Consider the following 21,969-nt stretch of genomic DNA (forward strand, 5'->3'; position numbering starts at 1 on the left):
TCACTGCCGGCCGGAGTGCCCCTCGGGGGAGCGGCGCGGCATCGGGATCGAGCGGACCACGTACTCCTGCACGGCGGCGGCGTGGTCGTCCTCGTCGAGCTGCCACTCGGACTCACCGGGCGGGTGCCGGCGGGTTAGCACGCCCTGCACCGTGTCCACAGTGGTGCCGAGCCCGGCGCTGGGGCGGGTGCGCCAGAGCCGCTCACCGTCCGGTGTGACCCGGAACCAGCCGTCGGCGACGCTGACCAGGCCCGCGCCGACGAGCCGCCGGACCGCGCCCTCCACCTCGTGCCGCTCGGGGATGGCCTGGTTGAGGTGGTCGGCGGTGGAGAGGACGTCGGCCAGTCGTACGCCTTCGGGGCGGCGTGTCGACGCGGACCGCCGGTGCCGGCCGGCGCCACTGGCGATGACAAGCGCGACGAAGATCCAGGCGTCGCTCCAACGCCATCCGTTCTCCCCCATGCAGGAATGATGCCCGGCCGCGACGGCGGAGGAAACACCTGGTTTTGCTGTTCTTCGTCACCGCAGCTCAGCGCGTTGCGGATCGCTTCGGGCCGTGGCGGTCGGCCCGGCGCCGGTCACGTAGCGTAAGCGCCGCTCGCCGGCCGTGCGGGCAGCGCGAAGACCGGGATGAAGAACTGGGCGAGCGGGCCGATGGTCAGCGCGTACGCCACGGTGCCGAGGCCGACGGTTCCGCCGAGCAGCCAGCCGAGGGCCAGCACGGTGACCTCGATGCTCGTGCGGACCAGCCGCACCGAGAAGCGGGGATGACGGGCGACGAATCCGGTCATCAGACCGTCGCGGGGCCCGGGGCCGAGCCCGGCGCCGAGGTAGAGCCCGGTGGCGGCGCCGTTGGCGACGATCCCGGCCACGAGCATCGCGGCACGCGCCGGCATGCCCTCACCGGGCGGCAGCACGGCCAGGGTGGCGTCGACGACCAGGCCGATGACCACGACGTTGCTGACCGTGCCGAGGCCGGGCCGCTGCCGCAGCGGGATCCAGAGCAGCAGCACGAGAGCGCCGACGGCGATGGTGACGGTGCCGAAGGAGAGACCGGTCTGCCGGGCGAGCCCCTGGTGGAACACGTCCCACGGGTCCAGCCCCAGCTCCGACCGGATCATCAGCGCCATGCTGAGGCCGTACAGGACGAGCCCGGCGTAGAGCTGGGTGAGTCGTCGCGCCGAACGGTGCCCGAGATTGCCAAGCGGTGCCATGCATGCCACCCTAGGGGCCAATTGCAGGACGTAAGGGGTCCAATTCCGGAGGTGTGGCCATGACCAGCCAGGTGCGCGGCGTCCAATTGGCGCGACTCCTCGGCCAGTGGCATGCGCTGCCGGGCCGCCGCCGCAGCCCCGACTACGCCGCGCTCGCCGGCGCCGTCCGGGGCCTGCTCGCCGACGGCCGGCTGCCCCTGGGGGTACGCCTGCCGGCCGAGCGGGAACTGGCCGAGGCGCTGCGGATCAGCCGGACCACTGTCACCGCCGCGTACCGGGAACTGCGGGAGAGCGGCCACCTGGCCAGCCGCCGGGGCGCCGGGAGCTGGACCATGCTGCCCGGCGGCCACCGGGTCGCCAGCACCGGGCTGTGGACGCCGCTGGACGACCGCGACATGATCGACCTCGGCGTGGCCGCGCTGTCCGCGCCGCCGCAGCTCGTCCCGGCCGCCCGGGCGGCCGCCGAGGACCTGCCCCGCTACCTCGGCGGGGCCGGCTACCACCCGACCGGCATCATCGAGCTGCGGGAGGCGGTGGCCCGCGGGTACACCGAGCGCGGGCTGCCCACCAGCCCGGAGCAGATCATGGTCACCAGCGGCACCCAGCACGCGCTGGACCTGGTGCTGCGGCTGGCCCTGTCGCCCGGTGGCGCGGTGCTCGTCGAGTCACCCACCTACCCCAACGCGCTGGCCGCGCTGGCCGCCCGGCGCGCCCGGATCGCCACGCACGGCCTGTCCGACGAGGGCTGGGACGCCGAGCTGCTGCTCGGCAGCATCCGGCAGACCCGGCCGAAGCTCGCGTACGTGATCCCGGAGTTCCACAACCCGACCGGCCACCTGATGGCGGCCGACCTGCGCGAACGGCTGGTCGGCGCGGCCCACGCGGCCGGCACCGACCTCGTCGTCGACGAGTCCTTCGTCGACCTGCCGCTGGACGGCACCCCGCTGCCGCCGCCGGTCGCGGTCTTCGACAGGCACTCCCGGGTGATCAGCATCGGCGGGATGAGCAAGCCCTACTGGGGCGGCCTGCGGATCGGCTGGGTCCGCGCCTCCGCGCCCCAGGTGCAGCGGCTCGCCGCGGCCCGGGTCGGGGTGGACATGGCCAGCCCGGTGCTCGACCAGCTCGTCGCCGTGCATCTGCTCGCCGAGGCGCCGGCCATCGTGGCCGCCCGCCGGGCCCAGCTCGCCGCGCAGCGCGACGCCCTGGTCGCGGCGCTCGCGGAGCAGCTGCCCGACTGGCGGGTCACGCCGCCGCGCGGCGGCGTGACGCTCTGGGCCGAGCTGGACGGCCCGATCTCCAGCGCGCTGGCCCGGGCCGCCGAGGAGGTCGGCGTACGGCTGGCGCCCGGACCCCGGTTCGGCCTGGACGGGACGCTCGAGCGCTTCCTGCGGTTGCCCTTCACGCTGCCCGCCGAGGAACTGGTGGAAGCGGTGGGCCGGCTCGCCGCGGTGCGCTACGACCTGGACCGCACCAGCCGCCCGCAGTGGCGCGAGCCGAGCGTCATCGCCTGACCGCCCGCCCGATCCGGTGGTGAACCGCCCGAACCACAGCTGCGGGCGGGTCCGCGCCCGCACACTGCCCGGGTGGGAGACGGGGACGCGGTCCGGTGGTCGTGGGCGGTGCGGCGCAGCGCGCCGGGCTCCCGCACCACCCGGCTGGAGCTCTTCTACGACCTGGTCTTCGTCTTCGCGTTCCTGAGCGTCACCACGCTCACCGCCTCGGTGCTCACGCCGGTCAACCTCTACCGGTTCCTGCTGGTGCTGGCGCTGCTCTGGTGGTCGTGGACCGGCTTCGCCCGGATGGGCAACGCGTTCCGCGCCGACCAGGGGATGCTGCCGCTGATCGGCGTCGTCACCGTGGCGGCCACGTTCCTGCTCGTGCTCAGCACGCCCAGCGCGTTCGCCAACAGCGGTGGCTGGCTGCCCGGGCCGCTGGTCTTCGCCGCGTGCTACTTCGTGATCCGGACCGCCCAGCTCACCGTCTTCGCCTGGGCCGACCGCGCCGACCCGGCCCGGCGCCGGGGACTGCGGATGCGCTTCCTGGCCCCGACGGTGGCCACGGCGCTGCTTGTCGTCGCCGGCACACTCCCCGGCCGGCTGCCGCAGGAGCGGTTCGCGGTGGGGCTGCAACTGGCGCTCTGGACGCTGGCGCTGCTTGTCGAGTACGTCGCCGGGACGGTCCTGGGCCAGCAGTGGTGGGTGGTGCTCTCGGCCGGGCACTGGGCGGAACGGCACGCGCTCATCGTGCTCGTCGCACTCGGCGAGTCGATCATCGCGCTGGGGCTCGGCCCGAAGCGCGGGCTGCCGCTCACCGGCCCGGTGGCGATCGCCGCGTTGCTCGGCATCACGGTCGTGGCGGCGCTGTGGTGGGCGTACTTCGACACGCTGGCGTTCGCCATGGAACAGGTCCTGCACCAGGCCCGGGACCGCGCCACACGGCTGCGGCTGGCCCGCACCGCGTACACGTTCCTGCACCTGCCGATAGTCGCCGGGATCATCCTCTACGCGCTCGGCCTCAAGGACCTGCTGGCCGAGGCCGCCGATCCGCACACGCCCGCCTGGGGGCTGCCGCTCGGCGACTTCTGGGGCGCGATCCTGTTCGGCGGGGTCGCGTTGCACCTGCTCGGCGTCGCCGGGTGCTGGTGGGTGGCGCTGCGCGAGATCCACTGGCGGCTGCTGACCACCGTGGGGGCGCTGACCGCGGTCGCCCCATTCGTGTTCCGTGTGCCGGAGCTGGTCGCGCTGATCGTGCTGGCGGTGGTCACCGGCGCGGGAGTGGCCTGGGAGACCCGGGGCGAGAACGGTCACCGGCGCCGGGTACGCCAGCTCGCGCTGGAGGAGCAGATCGCCGCCGAGGCCGAGCAGAGCCGCTGGCGGCAGCAGCACCTCTGACCGGCGCCGACGCGAACGGCCGTGCCCCGGGACGGTGGGGCACGGCCGGCGCTACCGGCTGGCGGTGCGGGTCACAGCTCGGCGAGCGTGCCCTCGTACATCTTGTCGATCTCGGAGGAGAAGTTCGTCTCCACGCTCCGGCGCTTGATCTTCAGCGACGGCGTGACCTCGCCGTCCTCGATGGTGAGGTCACGGGGGAGGATCGTCACCTTCTTGATCGTCTCCCAGCGGTTGAGCTTGGCGTTCAGCTCGGCGACGTACCCCTCGACCATCTCCCGCGCCTGCGGCGAGGTGACGATCGTGGTGTAGTCGCTGCCCTCCAGCGGGGTGCCGGCGGCCCAGCCCTTGATCGCGTCCGGGTCCAGCGTGACGAGCATGGTGCAGTAGTTGCGCGCCTGCCCGATCACCACCGCCTGCGAGGTGTACGGGCAGACCGCCTTGAACATGCCCTCGATGTGCGACGGCGCGACGTACTTGCCGCCGGACGTCTTGACCAGGTCCTTCTTGCGGTCGGTGATGCGCAGGTAGCCGTCGTCGTCGAGCGTGCCGATGTCGCCGCTGCGGAAGAAGCCGTCCTCGGTGAACGCGGCGGCGGTCTCCTCGGGGAGGTTGTGGTAACCCCGCATGACCGGCTTGCCCCGCATCAGAATCTCGCCGTCGGTGTCGATCCGGCACTCCAGATCACCCATGGCCCGGCCCACGCTGCCGATCTTCAGCCCGTCGGGCGGGTTCACGAACGCGCCGGCGCTGGTCTCGGTCAGGCCGTAGCCCTCGGAGATGGGCAGGTTGGCGGCGGCGAAGAAGGTGGCGATCTCCTTGCTCAGCGGCGCCGCGCCGGAGACCAGCACCCGCATCCGGCCGCCGAGCCGGGCCTGCAGCTTGCTGAACACCAGCTTCTCGGCCAGCGCGTACTTCATCCGCAGCCCGGCCGGCACCGGCTTGCCGGCCTGCTCCAGCGCGACCTTCTCCTTGCCGACCTCGACGCCCCAGGCGAAGATCTTGGCCTTCGCGCCGCCCGCGCCCTGCGCGGTGGTGACCGCCTTGTTGTAGACCTTCTCGAAGACCCGGGGCGCGCCGCACATCAGCGTCGGCCGGATCACGCCGAGCAGGTCGACCAGCTTGTCCACCCGGCCGTCGACGTACGTGGGCAGGCCGACGTGGGTGGCGCCGCAGAGCAGCGTCTTGCCGAACGAGTGCGACAGCGGCAGCCACAGGTACTGCAGGTCGTCGGTGCGCAGCAGGCCCAGCTCGGCCTGCGCCACGCCCTCCCAGCACCAGCCGCCGTGCAGCAGCTCCACGCCCTTCGGGCGGCCGGTGGTGCCCGAGGTGTAGATGAGCGTCGCCAGGTGGTCCGGGCCGATGCCGGCCACGAGCATGTCGATCAGGTCGGGCTCGGCGCTCAGCGCGGCGGCGCCGCGCTCCTCCAGCTCGGCCAGGGTGAGCTGCGGGACGGCGGCGGCCGGGTCGGGCGCGCCGTCGAAGAGCACCACGTGGGTCAGCGCGGGCAGGTCCGCTCCGGCGATCTTCGCCGCCTGGGCCGGGTTCTCCGCGAACAGCACCTTCGAGCCGGAGTCGGCGATGATGTAGACCGCGTCGTCGGGCTCGGTGGTCGGGTAGACGGTGGTGGTGGCCCCACCGGCGCACATGATGCCGAAGTCGGCCAGCACCCACTCCAGCCGGGTGTTGGCCAGGATCGCCACCGGGTTCTCCAGGCCGACACCGAGCCCGTGCAACCCGGCGGCGATCGCCTTCGCGCGCTGCCCGACCTGCTCCCACGTCAGCCAGACCGGGCCCGAGTCGTCGGGTGCGGGGTGAGCGAACGCCTGGCGGTCGGGGGAGTCCGCCACGCGCTTGAGGAACATGTCGGGTACGGAACGGTACGGTACATCGAGAGCCATCGCTGTAGCCGCCTTCAGGGGTGGAGGGACGTGACGGGGGTCACGCCGGTCTGCGGTTACCGAAGGGTATTGCCTGTACCCGGCCAGCGGCTAGCCCTGATCGGCCGAGTCGCCACCGGTTCCGACTTCTGGAATCGGATCAGGCGTATCGGCTGGCGGCGCGGGACCAGTCGTAGGTGGCCCGGATCCAGTCCCGGCGGGTGTCCAGGAACGCCCGCATCCCCTCGTCGGCCCCGGCGCTCAACGCCGCGTCCCGCTCCGCGTACGAGGCGAGGGCCGCGTTGAAGCGGTTCGCCGCCGCGTTCAGCGCCGCCGACTCGTCCTGCCCGGTCTCGCCCGCGATCGTGGTCACCAGGTTGTGCGCGTCCGGGGTGACGCCCCGCTCCTTGCCGTAGGAGAACACGTCGTTGCACCAGCAGACCAGGTCGGTGGCGAGGGCGTCCAGCGCGGTGAGCGCCGGGGTCGCCCGCTGGTCGGCCCGGGGCAGGGACGGGCGGGCCAGGTCGGTCACCGTGAAGCTGGGGCGTACGCCGCCGGTGTGGCGGCGCATCTGCACGTACTCGGCGACCCCGGGCACGCGCCGGCGCTCCCGGTTCGCCGCCTCCCACAGCAGCGCCAGCAGGTACTCCCGCAACTGGCTCACCAGCCGCATCAGGTGCGCCGGCCGGCCCCGGCCGCGCGCCCGCCGGCACAGATCGTGCAGCGCCAGGCCCATCGGGCCGGCGTCGGTGGGCGCGGGCGCGTCCGGGTCACCGTGCCGGTCGAGCACTTCCAGCAGCGCCGCCAGGGTGGGCGCGAGCACCGTCGGCGCGGCGCCCAGCCCGTCGTCGTCGCAGGCGTCGTCCACCACGAACAGCCAGTTGATCAGGTCGGTGAGCAGCCGCAGACCGGCCGGGGACGCCTCGGGGCAGGCCCGTCCGGCCAGCTCCGAGGCATGGGCGCCGGCCAGCCGCAGCAGGCCGGCCTGGGTCTTGACCAGGCCGAAACCGCGCACCCAGGCGACGCTCTGCGCGGCCACCTCGTCCGCGGCCGGGTGACACCGGGAGGGAAAGGGCGGCTCGTGCAGCGCCGAGAGCGCGAAGTCCCGCATCGTCGTCCCCTGTCCGCCGCCCCGCAGGGTCGGGCCGGTGCGCAGGAGCGTACGGCAGCCGGCGAACGTTATCGAACGCCGGGTGTCCACATTCTACGATCGCCTGGGTGGGCGGGCGGAAACGTCTGTCACAGGCCCAGTTCGGCGGTACGCAGACGCTCGGCGCGCTCGGCCGGACCGTCCACCTGGACCCGGGCCACCCGCTGCCGCCCGGTGAGGAACAGCACGAGTTCCCCCGGCGCGCCGACCAGCCGCAGCCGCTCGCCGCCGCCACCGGCCCGCAGCTCGCCGTGCCCCGGCGCCTGCACCAGCACCTCGGCCGGGAAGCGCCGCAGCGCCATCCGGGCCAGCAGGGCGACCCGCTTCCAGAGCACCGCCTGCTGCCCGGCCGGCAGGTCACGCGGCTGCCAGCCCGGCCGGGCCCGGCGGACGTCCTCGTGGTGGATGAAGAACTCCATCCCGTTCGCGATCTCGTCGGTGAGCGGGTTGCTCACCGGGCTCCACACCGGGGGACGGCGGACCCGGGCGATCAGGTCGGCGTACGGCCCGGCGGCGATCCGCCTGCGGACCGACTCGCCGTAGCCGCGCAGCGGCGGCAGCAGGATCCCGCCCGCCGCGTCCGGCCGGCGCTCCCGCACCAGCAGGTGCGCCGCCAGGTCGCGGGTGGTCCACCCCTCGTTCACAGTCGGCGCGTCCGGTCCCAGCTCCAGCATCAGGTCGGCGAGCGCCTCGCGCTCCGTTCGGGCGTACCGCGGCATGGCCCGATCGTAGGCCCGTCGCGGCCGATCGGCGCGCCACGCCCGGCGCTACGGCGGGCCGCGAGCATCGAGGGCCGGTGTCCGCCCAGGTCCGGTGCGAACGTGACGGCGGACATATCCCGGCCGGGTCGGCGGAGCTGGCGGCGAGCGGTAAGGATGGGGGAGAAAATTGCGGCTTACGGCGGGGGCGAACGTGGCGAGCGGGACAAGTCGGGACGTGCTCGGCAGAGGGCTACGGGTGCTCGGCCGGGCCATCCGGGAACAGCCGCGGATCTTCGCGGTGGCGGTCAGCGGCAGCGTGCTGTTCGGCCTCCTGGTGATCGCCAGCGCGTACGTGGTCGGCGGGGTGGTCGGCAAGGTCGTCGTGCCCGCGGTCGAGCGCGGCGAGGTGGCCCGCGGGACCCTGGCGCTGGCCGCGGCGGCGCTGCTCGGCATCAGCGTGCTGCGGGTCGTCGGCATCTTCGGCCGGCGGCTCGGCGCCGGTTACATGCAGTACCGGCTCCAGGCCGCCTACCGCCGCCGGGTCACCCGCCGCTACCTGGAACTGCCGCTGGCCTGGCACCACCGCAACTCCACCGGCACGCTGCTGTCGAACGCCAACTCCGACGTGGAGGCGGCCTGGTACCCGATCGCGCCGCTGCCGTTCGCGGTCGGCACGCTGGTGATGCTGGTCGGCGCGGTGGCGTCACTGTTCGTCACCGACTGGGCGCTGGCCCTGGTCGGCCTCGCCGTGTTCCCCGCGCTGTTCGCGCTCAACGTGGTCTACTCCCGCCGGATGGCGCCCCGGCAGGCCCGGGCGCAGCGGCTGCGCGCCGAGGTCAGCGGCATCGCGCACGAGAGCTTCGACGGCGCGCTGGTGGTCAAGACGATGGGCCGCGAGGCCCAGGAGACCGCCCGTTTCGCCGCCCGCGCCGGCGAGCTGCGGGACGCGCTGATCTCGGTCGGCCGGCTGCGCGGCGTCTTCGACCCGATGCTGGAGACGCTGCCCAGCCTCGGCACGCTCGCCGTGCTGGTGGTCGGCGCGATCCGGCTGCGGCAGGGCGCGATCACCGTGTCCGAGCTGGTCAGCGTCGCGTTCCTGTTCACCGTGCTGGCCTTTCCGGTGCGCGCCATCGGCTGGGTGCTGGCCGAGCTGCCCCGCAGCGTCGCCGGGTGGGACCGGGTGCGCCGGGTGCTCGACGCGACAGGCGAGATGCCGTACGGCACGAGGACGCTCGACCCGGCCACCCGTACGCCGGCCACGCTCGCGTTCCACGACGTGCACTTCGCGTACGAGCCGGCCGAGGCGCACCTGCCCGGCGCCCAGGTGCTCGGCGAGGTGACGTTCACCGTGCCGGCCGGGAAGACCGTCGCCCTGGTCGGGCCCACCGGTTCGGGCAAGTCCACGATCGCGTCGTTGGCCGTGCGCCTGGTCGACCCGGGCGCCGGGCGGGTCACGCTGGACGGCGTGGACGTGCGGGAACTGACCGCCGCCTCGCTCGCCGGCACCGTGGCGCTGGTGGCGCAGGTGCCGTTCGTCTTCGACGACACGGTCCGGGCCAACATCGCGCTGGACCGGGCCGGCATCGGCGACGACGAGGTGTGGGCGGCGCTGCGGCTGGCCGAGGCGGACGGCTTCGTGGCCGCGCTGCCGGACGGGCTGGACACCATGGTCGGCGAGCGGGGCACCTCGCTGTCCGGCGGGCAGCGGCAGCGGCTGACGCTGGCCCGGGCGCTGGCCGGGCGCCCCCGGCTGCTGGTGCTCGACGACGCCACGAGCGCTGTCGACCCGCGCGTCGAGGCGGCCATCCTGGCCGGGCTGCGCGCGCCCGCCGACGGCGGCGCCCCGGCGTCGATCCTGGTGGTGGCGTACCGCCGGGCCACCATCGCGCTCGCCGACGAGGTGATCTACGTGGAGCAGGGCCGGGTGGTCGCCCGCGGCGCCCACACCGAGCTGCTGGCCACCGTGCCCGGCTACGCCGACCTGGTCACCGCGTACGAGCAGGCCGAGCAGGAACGCGAGCAGAAGCAGACGTACGACGAGGTCACGCCGCTGGCCTCCGGCCTGGAGGTGGAGCGGTGAGCGCGACGACGGCGGAGGCGGACCGGAGCACCGAGACCACCGAGTCGACCTGGCAGACGTTGCGGCGCGGGCTGGCGCTCTCCCCGGAGCTGCGCACCGGTCTCGCCGGCACGCTGGCGCTGGCGCTGGTCTACATGGTCGGCCGGGTCGCCGTGCCGGTGGCGGTGCAGCGCGGCATCGACCACGGCATCGTCGGCGGGCTCGATCTGAACGTCATCTCGCTCACCGTGGCGATCACCGCCGGGGTGCTGGTGGTCACCACCGCCTGCGGCTACCTGATGATGCGCCGGCTGTTCACGGTGAGCGAGACGGCCCTGGCCGGGGTGCGCACCCGGGCGTTCCGGCACGTGCACGACCTGTCCATGCTGCACCAGCAGTCCGAGCGGCGCGGCTCGCTGGTCTCCCGGGTGACCAGCGACGTCGACCAGATCACCCAGTTCCTGCAGTGGGGCGGCGTGATCCTGATCGTCAACCTGGGCCAGCTGCTGGTGACCACAGCGGTGATGCTCGCGTACTCCTGGCAGTTGACGCTCGTGGTGCTCGTCGCGTTCGCGCCGGCGGTGCTGGTGATCCGGCAGTTGCAGCGCCGCCTCGCCGGGGCCTACGGCCTGGTGCGGCAGCGCACCGGCACGCTGCTCGGCGCGATCGGCGAGAGCGTGGTGGGCGCGCCGGTGATCCGGGCGTACGGCATCGCCGGGCGGACCGCGCGGCGGCTCGACACGGCCATCGACGGTCAGCGGGTGGCCCAGCAGCGGGCGATCCGGATCAGCATCATGGGCAGCTCGGTGGGGGAGCTGGCGGCCGGGCTGGCGCTGGCCGGCGTGGTCGTGGTCGGGGTGAGCCTGGGCGTCGACCGCACGCTGTCGGTCGGCCAGCTCACCGCGTTCCTGTTCCTGGTCACGCTGTTCATCCAGCCGGTGCAGATCGCCACCGAGGTGCTCAACGAGGCGCAGAACGCGATCGCCGGCTGGCGCCGGGTGCTGGACGTGCTGGACGTCTCCCCGGACGTGGCCGACCCGGGCGAGCAGGGGCGGGAGCTGCCGCCCGGGCCGCTGGACGCCCGGTTCGCCGGCGTGACGTTCGCCTATCCGGGCGGCCCGCCGGTGCTGCACGACGTGACGCTGGACATCCCGGCCAAGAGCCGGGTGGCGGTGGTGGGCGAGACCGGCAGCGGCAAGACCACGTTCGCCAAGCTGCTCACCCGGCTGATGGACCCGACCGAGGGCGCGGTGCTGCTCTCCGGCGTCGACCTGCGGCAGGTGCGTTTCGACTCGCTGCGTTCCCGGGTGGTGATGGTGCCGCAGGACGGCTTCCTGTTCGACGCCACGGTCGGGGAGAACGTCCGCTTCGCCCGCCCCGACCTGACCGACGAGCGGCTCACCGCCGCCTTCGGCGAGCTGGGCCTGGCCGACTGGCTGGACGGGCTGCCGTCCGGGCTGGACACGCCGGTCGGTGAGCGCGGGGAGGCGCTCAGCGTCGGCGAGCGGCAGCTCGTGGCGCTGGCCCGGGCGTACGTCGCGGACCCGGACCTGCTGGTGCTGGACGAGGCGACGAGCGCCGTCGACCCGGCCACCGAGGTACGCCTGCAACGCACGCTCGACGCGGTGACCCGGGGGCGGACCACGCTCGCCATCGCGCACCGGCTGTCCACCGCGCAGGCGGCGGACGAGGTGATCGTGGTGGACCGGGGCCGGATCGTGCAGCGTGGCCCGCACGACGAGCTGGTCCGCGACACCGACTCCGTGTACGCGCTGCTGTACGCGTCCTGGTTGGAGCAGACCCGGTAACCGGTCAGCGGGAGTAGAACTCCACCACCAGTTGCTCGTCGCAGACCACCGGCACCTCGTGCCGGGCCGGTTCGCGTACCAGCGTGGCGCGCAGCTGCGCCGGCTGCGCCGACAGGTACGGCCGGGGTTGCGCGTCGGCGTGCGCCCCGGCGGCGGCGAGCTGGAACGGCGGCAGCGTGCGGCTGCGCTCGCGTACGCCGACCACCTGGCCGGGCCGCAGCCGGTACGACGGCCGGTCGACCTTGCGCCCGTCCACGGTGATGTGGCCGTGCCCGACGAGCTGGCGGGCCTGGTAGATGCTGCGGGCCAGCCCGGCCCGCAGGACCACCGCGTCGAGGCGTCGTTCCAGCAGCGCGACGAGCGTGTCGCCGGTCTTGCCGGCGGCCCGGGCGGCCTCGTCGAACAGCCGGCGCAACTGGGCCTCGCTGACGTTGTACTGGTGGCGCAGCCGCTGCTTCTCCAGCAGCCGCACCTGGTAGTCGGAGGTGGTGCGGCGGGACCGGCCGTGCACGCCCGGGGGATAGGGGCGCCGCTCGAAGTACCGCACGCACTTGCGGGTCAGCGGGATGCCGAGGGCCCGGGAGAGCCGGGCTTTGGGCCGGGGGTGGTTCACGGGGGCGTCTCCGATCGTCTAGCCTGCTTCTTAGGTAAGCCTAACCTATCTTGAGGAGGTCGGGATCATGCGGCCCAGCCCGGCGGAGATCGTGCGAACCCTTGTCGCGGGCCGGTTGCCCGCCCTCGTCCACCTGGCCCGGCACCCCGGCCCGCACCAGGTCCGGCACGCCGTCGACCCGGACGGGCGGGTGCTGCTGCTCGTACCCGTGGTCAGTGACCTCGCCGCGGCGCTCGTGCCGCCGGCGGGCGACGCCGACGTGGCCGCCGTGCTCGACGTGCTCGACCTGCCGCCGGCGGCCGGGGCGCCCTCGCTCGGCCGGGCCTGGGTGTCCGGCTGGGCGACGCGGCTGAACGGGGACGAGGCGCGCGACGCGGCGGTCGACTTCGCCGCCACCGACCCGGTCGCCGATCTGCTCGACGTGGGCAGCCGGTTCCACCTGCACCGCTTCGAGGTGGCCGAGGCCCGCTGGGAACGCGCCGGGCGGGTGCGCCGGATCGACCCGGAGGCGTTCGCGGAGGCCGAGCCGGACCCGCTGCACCCGGTCGAGGCCGCCCTGCTCGCGGACCTGGCCGACCACCACGCCGAGCAGGTCGGCGACTACCTGCGGCGGCGGCTGGACCTGCCCGGCGACCAGATCCCGCGGGTGGTCCGGATCGACAGGTACGGCCTGCTGGTCGCGCACGGGCGGCCCGGCGCGACCCGGCGGGCCCGGCTCGCCTTCCCCCGGCCGGTCGCCGACGTGGCGGAGCTGTCCCGCCTGCTGCACCCGATGCTCTGCCCCCGGGCGGCCGCGGCCTGAGCCGCGACGGCTCAGGTGATGTCGCCGGTGAGGTACCGCTGGACCGTCGGGCCGACGGCGGCCACCAGCGTCGCCGGCTCGGCGGTGGCGACCGCGTCGAGGCGGAGCACGTACCGCATCATCGCCAGCCCGGCGAGCTGGGTGGCGACCAGGCCGCCGCGCAGCGCGCGCTGCGCCGGGTCGACGTCGAGCTGGTCGAGCACCCGCCGCAGCACCTGCGTGACCAGGAACTCGCGCAGCAGGCGCGCCGTCCAGTCGTTGCTGACCGCCGAGCGCAGCAGCGCCACCGCGGCGGTGCCGGTGGGGGAGTCCCAGACCTCCAGGAACACCCGGACCATCCGCTCGCCGAGCGCGTCCGGGCCGCCGGCGAGCACCGCCGGCAGCAGCCGTCCCGGGTCGGCCGGGAACGCCGTCGCGGCCCGGAACAGCTCCTCCTTGCCGCCGAAGTAGTGGTGCACGAGCGCCGGGTCCACTCCAGCCGCCGCGGCGATGGCCCGGATGGACGCGGCGTCGAACCCCCGCTCGGCGAACGCCTCCCGCGCCGCGGCGAGGATCGCCTCGCGGGTGTCCGGGGTGCCGGGCCGCCGCCCGGTGCGCCGCGCGTTCACCCGCTGCGCCGGCGCAGCGTCGCGGCGGCCAGCACCAGCGCCGCCACCGCCGCCCCGGTCACGATCGCCACGTCCCGCCACATCGTCCCGGTCGGCTCGGCGTGCGCGCCGACCTCCTGCAGCGCCTCGACGGCGTACGACAGCGGCAGCGCGTCGCTGACCGCCTGGAGCCAGCCGGCCATCTGGTCGCGCGGCACGAACAGGCCGCACAGCAGCAGTTGCGGCGCCACCACAACCGGCATGAACTGGACCGCCTGGAACTCGGTGCGGGCGAACGCCGAGCAGAACAGCCCGAGCGCCACCGCCAGCACCGCGTTCACCCCGGCGATCAGCACGACCAGCCACGCGCTGCCCGCGGTCTCCAGGCCGAACACCCGGTACGCGACGACCGAGGCGACAGTGGACTGGAGCACCCCGGCCAGGCCGAACGCGATGCCGTACCCGAACAGCAGGTCGAGCTTGCCCAGCGGCGTGGTGAGCAGGCGCTCCAGCGTGCCCGTGGTGCGCTCGCGGAGCATGGCGATGCTGGTCACGAGGAACATGATGATGAACGGGAAGAAGCCCAGCATGATCAGGGCCACCCGGTCGAACGTGCTGGGCGCGCCGGGCGGGGCGGGCTGGTCGACGTACATGAAGTAGACGAGCGTGAGCAGCACCGACGGCACCACCACGAGCAGCGCCACGGTCCGCCGGTCGTGCCGGAGCTGGCGCAGGATGCGCCCGGTGGTGGCGGCCAGGATCCGTCCGTTCATCGCGCCTCTCCCTCGGCGTCGCGGATCAGGCGCAGGAACGCCTCTTCCAGGTCGTCGGTCCCGGTGGCGGCGCGGACCGCGGCCGGGGTGTCGTCGGCGACCAGCCGGCCCTCGCGGATCAGCAGCAGCCGGTCGCAGCGGGCGGCCTCGTCCATCACGTGGCTGGACACCAGCAGCGTGGTGCCGGCGGCGGCCATGGCGTGGAACCGGGCCCACAGGTCGGCCCGCAGCACCGGGTCCTGGCCGACCGTCGGCTCGTCGAGGACGACCAGCTCCGGCTCGCCGACCAGCGCGCACGCGAGCGAGGCGCGGCTGCGCTGGCCGCCGGAGAGCGTGCCGACGAGCTGGTCGGCCGCCTTTCCCAGGCCGACGTCGGTGACCGCGCGGTCGGCCTCGGCGCGGCCCCGGCCCTGGAGCACCGCGAAGTAGCGGGCGTTCTCCCGCACCGTCAGGTCGGCGTAGACGCTCGGCGCCTGGGTCAGGTAGCCCACCCGGCGGCGCAGGTCGGCCGAGCCGGCCGGGCGGCCGAGCACGTCGACCGCGCCGGAGCCGACCGTCTGCACGCCGACCACCGCGCGCATCAGCGTGGTCTTGCCGCTGCCGCTGGGCCCGAGCAGCCCGGTCACCGTGCCCCGGGGCACCCCGCAGGTGATGCCGTGCAGCACCCGCCGCCCGCCCCGGTCGACCACCAGCTCGCGGACCGACACCGCGTCGTCCATGCTCGCCTCCGTCAATTCATCACCCGGTGAACTCAACGCTAGATGAATTCCGTCGGCGAGGCAACGAGGGACTTGACTTCGAGTGGGCTCGAACTGGAAGCCTGGAGGGCGTGGACATCAGCACGCGGGAGATGAGCCTCACCGTGGGTGAGGCGGCGGAACGGGTCGGCCTGACCACCTACACGCTGCGCTGGTACGAGCAGGAGGGGCTGGTGGGCCGCGTCGGACGGGACTCCTCCGGCCGCCGGCGCTACACCGAGTCCGACGTCAACTGGCTGTTCCTGCTCACCCGGCTGCGGCGCACCGGGATGCCGGTGCGCGACATGCGCCGCTACGCCGAGCTGGCCCGGCACGGCGACAGCACCCTCGGCGCGCGGCGGGCGCTGTTCGAGGCGCACCGCGCCCGGGTGCTGGCCCGGATGGCCGAGCTGGAGGAGGACCTGAAGGTTCTCGAACACAAGATCGACGCGTACCGGCGGGCGGAGGAGGAGTCGGGCTGAACACCCGGCGGCGGACAGGGAGTCCGGCATCGGAAGATCAGGTTTCGGCACCATGAGGCAGTGGGTCCAGCTCCGTTGTCCGACACCGGGTTCCTCGACCTCTGGGCCGCCCGCCTGCGGCACGCCGCCGACCGGCCGGTCGTCGGGATCATGCTGCGGGGCAGCCACGCCCGGCGGGCCGCCACCGAGCACAGCGACGTGGACGTGGACGTGCTGGTGGCCGCCGACGAGCCACGCGCCACCGGCGGGCCCCGGCAGGTCACGTCCCGCCGCGGCACGCCGTACGCGGCCCGGCGGGCGTACCTGACCGAGTTCGGCGGCCGCCTGGTGCACGTCTCCGTGGCCGCCCGCGACGTCCGCTCCTGGGTACGCCGGCTCGGCCAGCCCGCCGACTGGGCGTTCGGGCTCCCGGTCACCGCGCCGGCCCGGCTGCTCTGGGCGGTGCCGGAATGGCGGCGCCGGATCGACCTGCCGGTGCTCTGCCAGCCCGCCGACGAGCCGCGCCTGGAGGAGCTGATCGCCACGCTGGGCAAGGTCGCCGCCGCGCGCCTGGCCGGTGACCCGGTCGGGGTCCGGCTCGCCGCGGCCGACCTGGCCCGGCTCTGCCCCTCGGTGCTGCGGCCGGCCAACCCGTCGGTGCGCGTGGTGTCCCGCCGGGCCGCCCTGACCGCCGCGCTGGACCTGCCGGTCGCCCCGCCCGGCTACCGCGACGACATGCTCCTCTGCCTCGGGCTGCGCCCCGGCGACCCGGCCGAGGTCGGCGCCGCCGCCGGACGGCTGGTCACCGGCATCCTCCCGCTGGTGCGCCCGTACGCGGCGGAGATCGCCCGGGCCACCGGGACCGACCTGGCCGAGGCGCTCACCGACGGCCGGGCGGACCGCTACCTGCGGCAGCTGGGCCGGGCGCTGGCGACGGTGACGCCCGCCTCCCGGGACACGTCGGCGGTCCCCGGGCCGCGTGCGGGAGAATGGTCAACCGTGCCCGCCCCTGACGCGCCGCTGACCGGCGCCCCCAGTCCCGGCCCGGCCCGGCCGTCCCGGCTCGACCCGGCCATCGCGGCCAAACTCCGCCGCACCCCGGACGGCCTGGTCGCCGCCGTGGTCCGCGCCCACGACACGGGCGAGGTGCTGATGGTCGCCTGGATGGACGACGAGGCGCTGCACCGCACGCTCACCACCGGCCGGGCCACCTACTGGTCGCGCAGCCGCGGCGAGTACTGGGTCAAGGGCGCCACCTCCGGCAACCACCAGTACGTGCGCTCGGTGGCCCTGGACTGCGACGGCGACGCGCTGCTGGTCAGCGTGGAGCAGGTCGGCGCGGCCTGCCACACCGGGCAGCGCACCTGCTTCTTCACCGACCTGCCGGTCAGCTCACCGGAGGAGACCCCGTGACCGACGGCACCGTCAGCCCGGACCGGTCCACCTTCGCCGACCTGGCCGCCCGCTGGCGGGTCGTGCCGGTGACCCGGCGGCTGCTCGCCGACGCCGAGACCCCGGTCGGGGTCTACCGCAAGCTGGCCGGCGGTCCCGGCACGTTCCTGCTGGAATCCGCCGAGCAGGGCGTCGGGTCGGCCGGCACGGCCTGGTCGCGGTACTCGTTCATCGGCGTCCGCAGCAGCGCCACGCTCACCGAGCGGGACGGCGAGGCGCGCTGGACCGGCACACCGCCCGCGGGCGTACCGACCACCGGGGACCCGGTCACCGTGCTCCGCGAGTCGGTCGACGCGCTCGCCGGCCCGGCCTGGGACCCGGCCGGCGGAATGCCGCCGCTGACCGGCGGGCTGGTCGGCTACCTCGCCTACGACCTGGTCCGCCGCTTCGAGCGGCTGCCCGAGCTGACCGAGGACGAGCTGGACGTGCCCGAGCTGGGCATGATGCTCGCCACCGACCTGGTGGTGCTCGACCACTACGAGGGCTCGGCGATCCTGGTCGCCAACGCGGTCCTGCCCCCGCTCGATACGCCCGGGCGGGCGGAGCTGGTCGACGCCGCGTACCACCACGCGGTGGGTCGCCTGGACGCCATGACCACCGCGTTGTCCCGACCGATCCCGCCCATGGTGTCCACCGTCGGCCGGCCGGGCGTCGGCGAGGTGGTCAGCCGGACCCCGGAGGGCGGCTACCCGAAGGCCGTGGCGGCGGCCAAGGAGGCGATCCGTGCCGGCGAGTGCTTCCAGATCGTGCTCAGCCAGCGTTTCGAGCGCCCCACCGAGGCCGACCCGCTGGACGTCTACCGGGTGCTGCGCACCACCAACCCCAGCCCGTACATGTACCTGCTGCGCTTCGACGGCTTCGACATCGTCGGGTCGTCCCCGGAGGCGCACCTCAAGGTCAGCGCCGGCCCGGACGGGCGGCGGCGGGCCCTGCTGCACCCGATCGCCGGCACCCGGCCGCGCGGCGGCTCCCCGGAGGCCGACGCCCGGCTCGCCGCCGAGCTGCTCGCCGACCCCAAGGAACGCGCCGAGCACGTCATGCTTGTCGACCTGGGCCGCAACGACCTGGGGCGGGTCTGCCGGCCGGGCACCGTGGAGGTGCCCGAGTTCGCCACCATCGAGCGCTACAGCCACGTCATGCACATCGTCTCGACGGTCGTCGGCGAGCTGCGCGCCGACCGCACCGCGTTCGACGCGCTCGCCGCCACGTTCCCGGCCGGCACGCTCAGCGGCGCGCCCAAGGTACGCGCCATGGAGATCATCGAGGAGCTGGAGCCGGTGCGGCGCGGCGTCTACGGCGGCACCGTCGGCTACTTCGCCTTCGGCGGCGACCTGGACATGGCCATCGCGATCCGTACCGCGCTGATCCGCGACGGCCGGGCCTACGTGCAGGCCGGCGCCGGGATCGTGGCCGATTCCGATCCGGCCGCCGAGGACCGGGAGACGCGCAGCAAGGCCGCCGCCGTCCTCGCCGCGATCGCGGCCGCCGAGACGCTGCGGGCAGCCCGGTGAGCGCGCCCGGCACCACCGCGCCGTCGGCCCGCGGTCGGCGCGAACTCGCGTACGCGGTGCTGCTCTGCCTGGCCGGGGCGGGCCTGGCCTGCTGGGCGGTGACCCGGACCTGGTCGGTGGAGATGACCGCCCGGGGGTCGCTGCCGCCCGGCCGGGCCGACCGGACCGGCGCGGAGCTGCTGCCCTGGGTGCTGGCGCTGACCTACGTGGGGCTGGCCGGCGGCGGCGCGGTGCTCGCCACCCGGGGCCGCCTGCGCCGGCTGCTGGGCCTGCTGCTGGGCGCGGTCGGCGTGGCCGTGGCGGTCGGCGGCGGGATCGGCCTCACCGAGGCCGGGGTGAGCCGCCAGTGGCCGGCGCTGGTGGTGGCCGGCGGCCTGGCCCTCGCGTCCGGCGGCGCGTTCACCGCGCTGCGCGCAGCGGGCTGGCCCGCGATGGGCGCGCGGTACGAGCGACGGGCCGTCCCGGCGGTCGAGCCCGGCCGGCCGGCGGTCGAGCGGGGCACCCGGGACGCGTGGGACGCGCTGGACCGGGGCGAGGACCCGACGGTCAGCTGACCGGCTGAGCCTCGCGCGCGTCGCGCCGGCGGCGGGCCGCGGCCCGTGCGGCGGTCAGCTCGGCCACCAGCCGCTCCAGCTCGCGGCGCTGGGCGGCGCGGGCCCGGTCGGCGCAGACGGCCTCCCAGGCGTTGCCCTGGGCGGTACGCGTCCGGCCGTCACCGGCCACCGCGCGCTCCAGCGTGTGCACCACGCCGAAGGCGAGGGAGGCGACGGTCCGGGAGATGGTGGTCAAGCCGATGGTCTGGTTCGGCCCGTTGGCGCTCATGGTCACCCCGCACGAGATGGTTGTCGGCGGTGGTCAGCCGCCGGTGTCGAGTCTGCCCGAGGACGATGCTGCCGGGCTCACGTTTCGCCCTCGTGAAGCACAGGTCAACGGTCCGCCAGGCGGCCCGACCTGGGCAGGGCCGGAGGTCCTTGAGCTTGGTCACAGCCCGGCGCGGGAGCGGTGCTGCGGCGACGGATCAACCGTGGTGAGATGGGGGATGGGTGACGGTCGATGCCAGCGTGGCGCTGCGTGACGTGGCGTTCACCGGAAGTCGGCCATCATGCCACAGCCCATGTCGTGAGGTGCGCCATACCCCCCGGCACTTGTCGCCAGGTGGCGCCCCCTAGCATCGGCCCATGACGCCCGGAGAGGGGAGTCCGTTGGTGACTGCTGAGCATGCGCACGCGGAGGGGGACGACGCCGGAGCGGCGCCGTCCGCAGGCGTGCTCGACGAGATCCTGGCCGGTGTGCGCGAGGACGTGGCCCGGCGGCAGGAGCAGGTTCCGCTGGAGCGGATCCGTGAGCTGGCCGCCGCCGCGCCGCCGCCGCTGGACGCGTACGCGGCCCTGCGCCGGCCCGGCGTGGCCGTGATCGCCGAGGTGAAGCGCTCGTCGCCGTCCAAGGGGCGGCTGGCCGAGATCGCCGACCCGGCGGACCTGGCCGGTGACTACGCGGCCGGGGGAGCGCGGGCGATCAGCGTGCTCACCGAGGGCCGGTGGTTCGGCGGGTCGCTCGACGACCTGGCGGCGGTGCGGGCCGCGGTGAACGTGCCGGTGCTGCGCAAGGACTTCGTCGTCTCCAGCTACCAGGTGCACGAGGCCCGCGCGCACGGCGCCGACCTGGTGCTGCTGATCGTCGCCGCGCTGGAGCAGAACGTGCTGGTCGGCCTGCTGGAGCGGATCGAGTCGCTGGGCATGACCGCGCTCGTCGAGGTGCACACCGAGGAGGAGGCGGACCGCGCCCTGGAGGCCGGCGCGCAGGTGATCGGCGTGAACGCCCGTGACCTGCGTACGCTGGAGGTCGACCGCTCGGTGTTCGAGCGGATCGCGCCCGGCCTGCCGAGCAGCGTCGTCAAGATCGCCGAGTCCGGGGTGCGCGGTCCGCACGACCTGATCCGGTACGCCTCCGCCGGCGCCGACGCCGTGCTGGTGGGCGAGGGCCTGGTCACCCAGAAGAGCCCGCGTGAAGCGGTCGCCGAGCTGGTCAACGCCGGTAACCACCCGGCCACGCCCCGCCCGGTGCGCTGAGCCGCCGGGCCACCCGATCCGAGAGGACGCCCGCGATGAGCGCCGCACCCGCAGCCGGCCAGGTTCCCGACGCCGCCGGTCACTTCGGCCGGTTCGGCGGCCGGTTCGTCCCGGAGGCGCTCGTCGCCGCGCTGGACGAGCTGGACGCGGCGTACCGCAAGGCGATGGGCGACGAGGACTTCCTCGCCGAGTTCGACGCGCTGCTGCGTGACTACGCCGGCACGCCCTCGATGCTCTACGAGGCCCGGCGCTTCTCCGCGCAGGTCGGGGCGCGGGTCCTGCTCAAGCGGGAGGACCTCAACCACACCGGCGCGCACAAGGTCCGCAACGTGCTGGGCCAGGCGCTGCTCACCAAGCGGATGGGCAAGCGGCGGGTCATCGCGGAGACCGGCGCCGGCCAGCACGGCGTGGCCACCGCCACCGCCGCCGCGCTGTTCGACCTGGAATGCGTCGTCTACATGGGCCAGGTGGACACCGAGCGGCAGGCGCTCAACGTGGCCCGGATGCGGATGCTCGGCGCCACCGTCGTCCCGGTGACCACCGGCTCGCGCACGCTCAAGGACGCGATGAACGAGGCGATGCGGGACTGGGTCGCCAACGTCGACGACACCCACTACCTGATCGGCACCGCCGCCGGCCCGCACCCGTTCCCGGAGATGGTCCGCGACTTCGTCCGCGGCATCGGCGTGGAGGCCCGCCAGCAGTGCCTGGACCTGACCGGCACGCTGCCGGACGCGGTCGCGGCGTGCGTCGGCGGCGGCTCCAACGCGCTGGGCATCTTCCACGCGTTCGTGCCGGACGCCGGGGTCCGCCTCTACGGCTTCGAGGCCGGTGGCGAGGGCGTCGGGACCGGCCGGCACGCCGCCAGCATCACCGGCGGTTCGTCGGGCGTGCTGCACGGCACCCGCACGTACGTCCTGCAGGACGCCGACGGGCAGACCATCGAGTCGCACTCGATCTCGGCCGGCCTGGACTACCCGGGCGTCGGCCCGGAGCACGCCTGGCTGCACGACACCGGGCGGGCCACGTACCTGCCGGTCGACGACGCCGACGCGATGGCCGCGTTCGAGCTGCTCTGCCGAACCGAGGGCGTGATCCCGGCGATCGAGAGCGCGCACGCGCTGGCCGGCGCCCGCGCGATCGCCCCCCGGCTCGCCGAGGAGCTGGGCCGGGAGCCGTTGATCGTGGTCAACCTGTCCGGCCGGGGCGACAAGGACGTGCACACCGCCGGCGCGTACTTCGGCATCCTCGACAAGGAGTGACA

The 21,969-nt window shown here is 74.6% G+C and carries 21 protein-coding genes and 1 pseudogene; 12 read left to right on the plus strand and 10 right to left on the minus strand.

Annotated features, from left to right (window positions below):
- Together O7542_RS04365 and O7542_RS04370 are read right to left on the minus strand one after the other, a co-directional pair.
- Entirely contained in the window at positions 1-462 is a 462-nt protein-coding gene (locus tag O7542_RS04365; RefSeq protein ID WP_043329504.1) for a hypothetical protein, read from the minus strand.
- Positions 463-578: 116 nt separating this feature from the next.
- The gene (locus O7542_RS04370; RefSeq protein WP_043329506.1) at positions 579-1,214 is read right to left on the minus strand and encodes a membrane protein; all 636 of its coding nucleotides are present in this window, start codon (positions 1,212-1,214) and stop codon (positions 579-581) included.
- A 59-nt stretch (positions 1,215-1,273) separates the two neighbouring features.
- On the opposite strand from O7542_RS04370, the gene O7542_RS04375 reads away from it, so the two are divergent.
- A complete protein-coding gene (locus O7542_RS04375; RefSeq protein WP_064445245.1) occupies positions 1,274-2,725 on the plus strand; it encodes a PLP-dependent aminotransferase family protein in 1,452 nt (483 codons plus the stop codon).
- A gap of 72 nt (positions 2,726-2,797) precedes the next feature.
- On the plus strand, positions 2,798-4,105 hold the full coding sequence (locus O7542_RS04380; RefSeq protein WP_281605732.1) for a low temperature requirement protein A: 1,308 nt from the start codon (positions 2,798-2,800) through the stop codon (positions 4,103-4,105).
- Positions 4,106-4,176: 71 nt separating this feature from the next.
- Here O7542_RS04380 and O7542_RS04385 read toward each other — a convergent pair whose 3' ends face one another.
- From O7542_RS04385 to O7542_RS04395, 3 genes are all read right to left on the minus strand, one after another.
- Positions 4,177-6,003, minus strand: a complete 1,827-nt coding sequence (locus tag O7542_RS04385) for a long-chain fatty acid--CoA ligase (RefSeq protein WP_043329509.1) — start codon at positions 6,001-6,003, stop codon at positions 4,177-4,179.
- Positions 6,004-6,142: 139 nt separating this feature from the next.
- On the minus strand, positions 6,143-7,093 hold the full coding sequence (locus O7542_RS04390; RefSeq protein ID WP_043331108.1) for a terpene synthase: 951 nt from the start codon (positions 7,091-7,093) through the stop codon (positions 6,143-6,145).
- Between the two features lie 128 nt (positions 7,094-7,221).
- Positions 7,222-7,851, minus strand: a complete 630-nt coding sequence (locus O7542_RS04395; protein ID WP_030500278.1) for a TIGR03085 family metal-binding protein — start codon at positions 7,849-7,851, stop codon at positions 7,222-7,224.
- Positions 7,852-8,044: 193 nt separating this feature from the next.
- Here O7542_RS04395 and O7542_RS04400 point away from each other — a divergent pair, with 193 nt between their 5' ends.
- Both O7542_RS04400 and O7542_RS04405 read left to right on the plus strand, forming a co-directional pair.
- A complete protein-coding gene (locus tag O7542_RS04400) occupies positions 8,045-9,913 on the plus strand; it encodes an ABC transporter ATP-binding protein (RefSeq protein WP_187692887.1) in 1,869 nt (622 codons plus the stop codon).
- Positions 9,910-11,700 carry an ABC transporter ATP-binding protein gene (locus O7542_RS04405; protein ID WP_043329513.1) on the plus strand — a complete coding sequence of 597 codons (1,791 nt, stop codon included), beginning with the start codon at positions 9,910-9,912 and terminating at the stop codon, positions 11,698-11,700. Before O7542_RS04400 ends, O7542_RS04405 begins: the two co-directional genes overlap by 4 nt.
- Positions 11,701-11,704: 4 nt before the next feature.
- On the opposite strand, the gene rpsD is transcribed toward O7542_RS04405, so the two are convergent.
- Complete coding sequence (gene rpsD / locus O7542_RS04410) at positions 11,705-12,313, minus strand: 30S ribosomal protein S4 (RefSeq protein WP_064445248.1); 609 nt, start codon at positions 12,311-12,313, stop codon at positions 11,705-11,707.
- Positions 12,314-12,380: 67 nt separating this feature from the next.
- On the opposite strand from rpsD, the gene O7542_RS04415 reads away from it, so the two are divergent.
- A complete protein-coding gene (locus O7542_RS04415; protein WP_043329514.1) occupies positions 12,381-13,115 on the plus strand; it encodes a DUF2470 domain-containing protein in 735 nt (244 codons plus the stop codon).
- 11 nt (positions 13,116-13,126) lie between these two features.
- Here the strand turns inward: O7542_RS04415 and O7542_RS04420 are convergent, their stop codons facing one another.
- Genes O7542_RS04420 through O7542_RS04430 form a run of 3 tightly spaced genes read right to left on the minus strand, consistent with a single transcriptional unit; the run spans position 13,127 to position 15,194 of the window.
- Complete coding sequence (locus O7542_RS04420) at positions 13,127-13,723, minus strand: TetR family transcriptional regulator (protein WP_030500283.1); 597 nt, start codon at positions 13,721-13,723, stop codon at positions 13,127-13,129.
- On the minus strand, positions 13,720-14,475 hold the full coding sequence (locus O7542_RS04425) for an ABC transporter permease (RefSeq protein ID WP_166456895.1): 756 nt from the start codon (positions 14,473-14,475) through the stop codon (positions 13,720-13,722). Before O7542_RS04425 ends, O7542_RS04420 begins: the two co-directional genes overlap by 4 nt.
- Positions 14,472-15,194: an ABC transporter ATP-binding protein gene (locus O7542_RS04430; RefSeq protein ID WP_043329517.1), complete on the minus strand. Its 723-nt coding sequence runs from the start codon at positions 15,192-15,194 to the stop codon at positions 14,472-14,474. Before O7542_RS04430 ends, O7542_RS04425 begins: the two co-directional genes overlap by 4 nt.
- Before the next feature lie 110 nt (positions 15,195-15,304).
- Between O7542_RS04430 and O7542_RS04435 the strand changes: the two genes are divergently transcribed.
- The 5 genes and pseudogenes from O7542_RS04435 (at position 15,305) to O7542_RS04455 (ending at position 19,190) form a co-directional block, all read left to right on the plus strand.
- Entirely contained in the window at positions 15,305-15,694 is a 390-nt protein-coding gene (locus tag O7542_RS04435; RefSeq protein ID WP_013287558.1) for a MerR family transcriptional regulator, read from the plus strand.
- 150 nt (positions 15,695-15,844) lie between these two features.
- Positions 15,845-16,492: pseudogene (locus O7542_RS04440) on the plus strand (phosphoribosyl-AMP cyclohydrolase); the annotation flags it as partial.
- Positions 16,493-16,672: 180 nt separating this feature from the next.
- Complete coding sequence (gene hisI / locus O7542_RS04445; RefSeq protein WP_043331113.1) at positions 16,673-17,086, plus strand: phosphoribosyl-AMP cyclohydrolase; 414 nt, start codon at positions 16,673-16,675, stop codon at positions 17,084-17,086.
- On the plus strand, positions 17,083-18,636 hold the full coding sequence (locus O7542_RS04450) for an anthranilate synthase component I (RefSeq protein WP_043329521.1): 1,554 nt from the start codon (positions 17,083-17,085) through the stop codon (positions 18,634-18,636). Before hisI ends, O7542_RS04450 begins: the two co-directional genes overlap by 4 nt.
- Positions 18,633-19,190, plus strand: coding sequence for a Trp biosynthesis-associated membrane protein (locus O7542_RS04455; RefSeq protein ID WP_281605733.1), 558 nt, complete (start codon positions 18,633-18,635; stop codon positions 19,188-19,190). Before O7542_RS04450 ends, O7542_RS04455 begins: the two co-directional genes overlap by 4 nt.
- Here O7542_RS04455 and O7542_RS04460 read toward each other — a convergent pair.
- Positions 19,183-19,458, minus strand: coding sequence for a hypothetical protein (locus O7542_RS04460; protein ID WP_069089043.1), 276 nt, complete (start codon positions 19,456-19,458; stop codon positions 19,183-19,185). The genes O7542_RS04455 and O7542_RS04460 overlap by 8 nt on opposite strands.
- A gap of 443 nt (positions 19,459-19,901) precedes the next feature.
- Here O7542_RS04460 and trpC point away from each other — a divergent pair, with 443 nt between their 5' ends.
- Positions 19,902-20,705 carry an indole-3-glycerol phosphate synthase TrpC gene (gene trpC, locus O7542_RS04465; RefSeq protein ID WP_030271968.1) on the plus strand — a complete coding sequence of 268 codons (804 nt, stop codon included), beginning with the start codon at positions 19,902-19,904 and terminating at the stop codon, positions 20,703-20,705.
- Between the two features lie 35 nt (positions 20,706-20,740).
- Positions 20,741-21,967 carry a tryptophan synthase subunit beta gene (gene trpB / locus O7542_RS04470; RefSeq protein ID WP_030500291.1) on the plus strand — a complete coding sequence of 409 codons (1,227 nt, stop codon included), beginning with the start codon at positions 20,741-20,743 and terminating at the stop codon, positions 21,965-21,967.
- Positions 21,968-21,969: the final 2 nt, after the last annotated feature.

The organism is Micromonospora sp. WMMC264 (genome assembly GCF_027497275.1).
GTDB lineage: Bacteria > Actinomycetota > Actinomycetes > Mycobacteriales > Micromonosporaceae > Micromonospora > Micromonospora chalcea.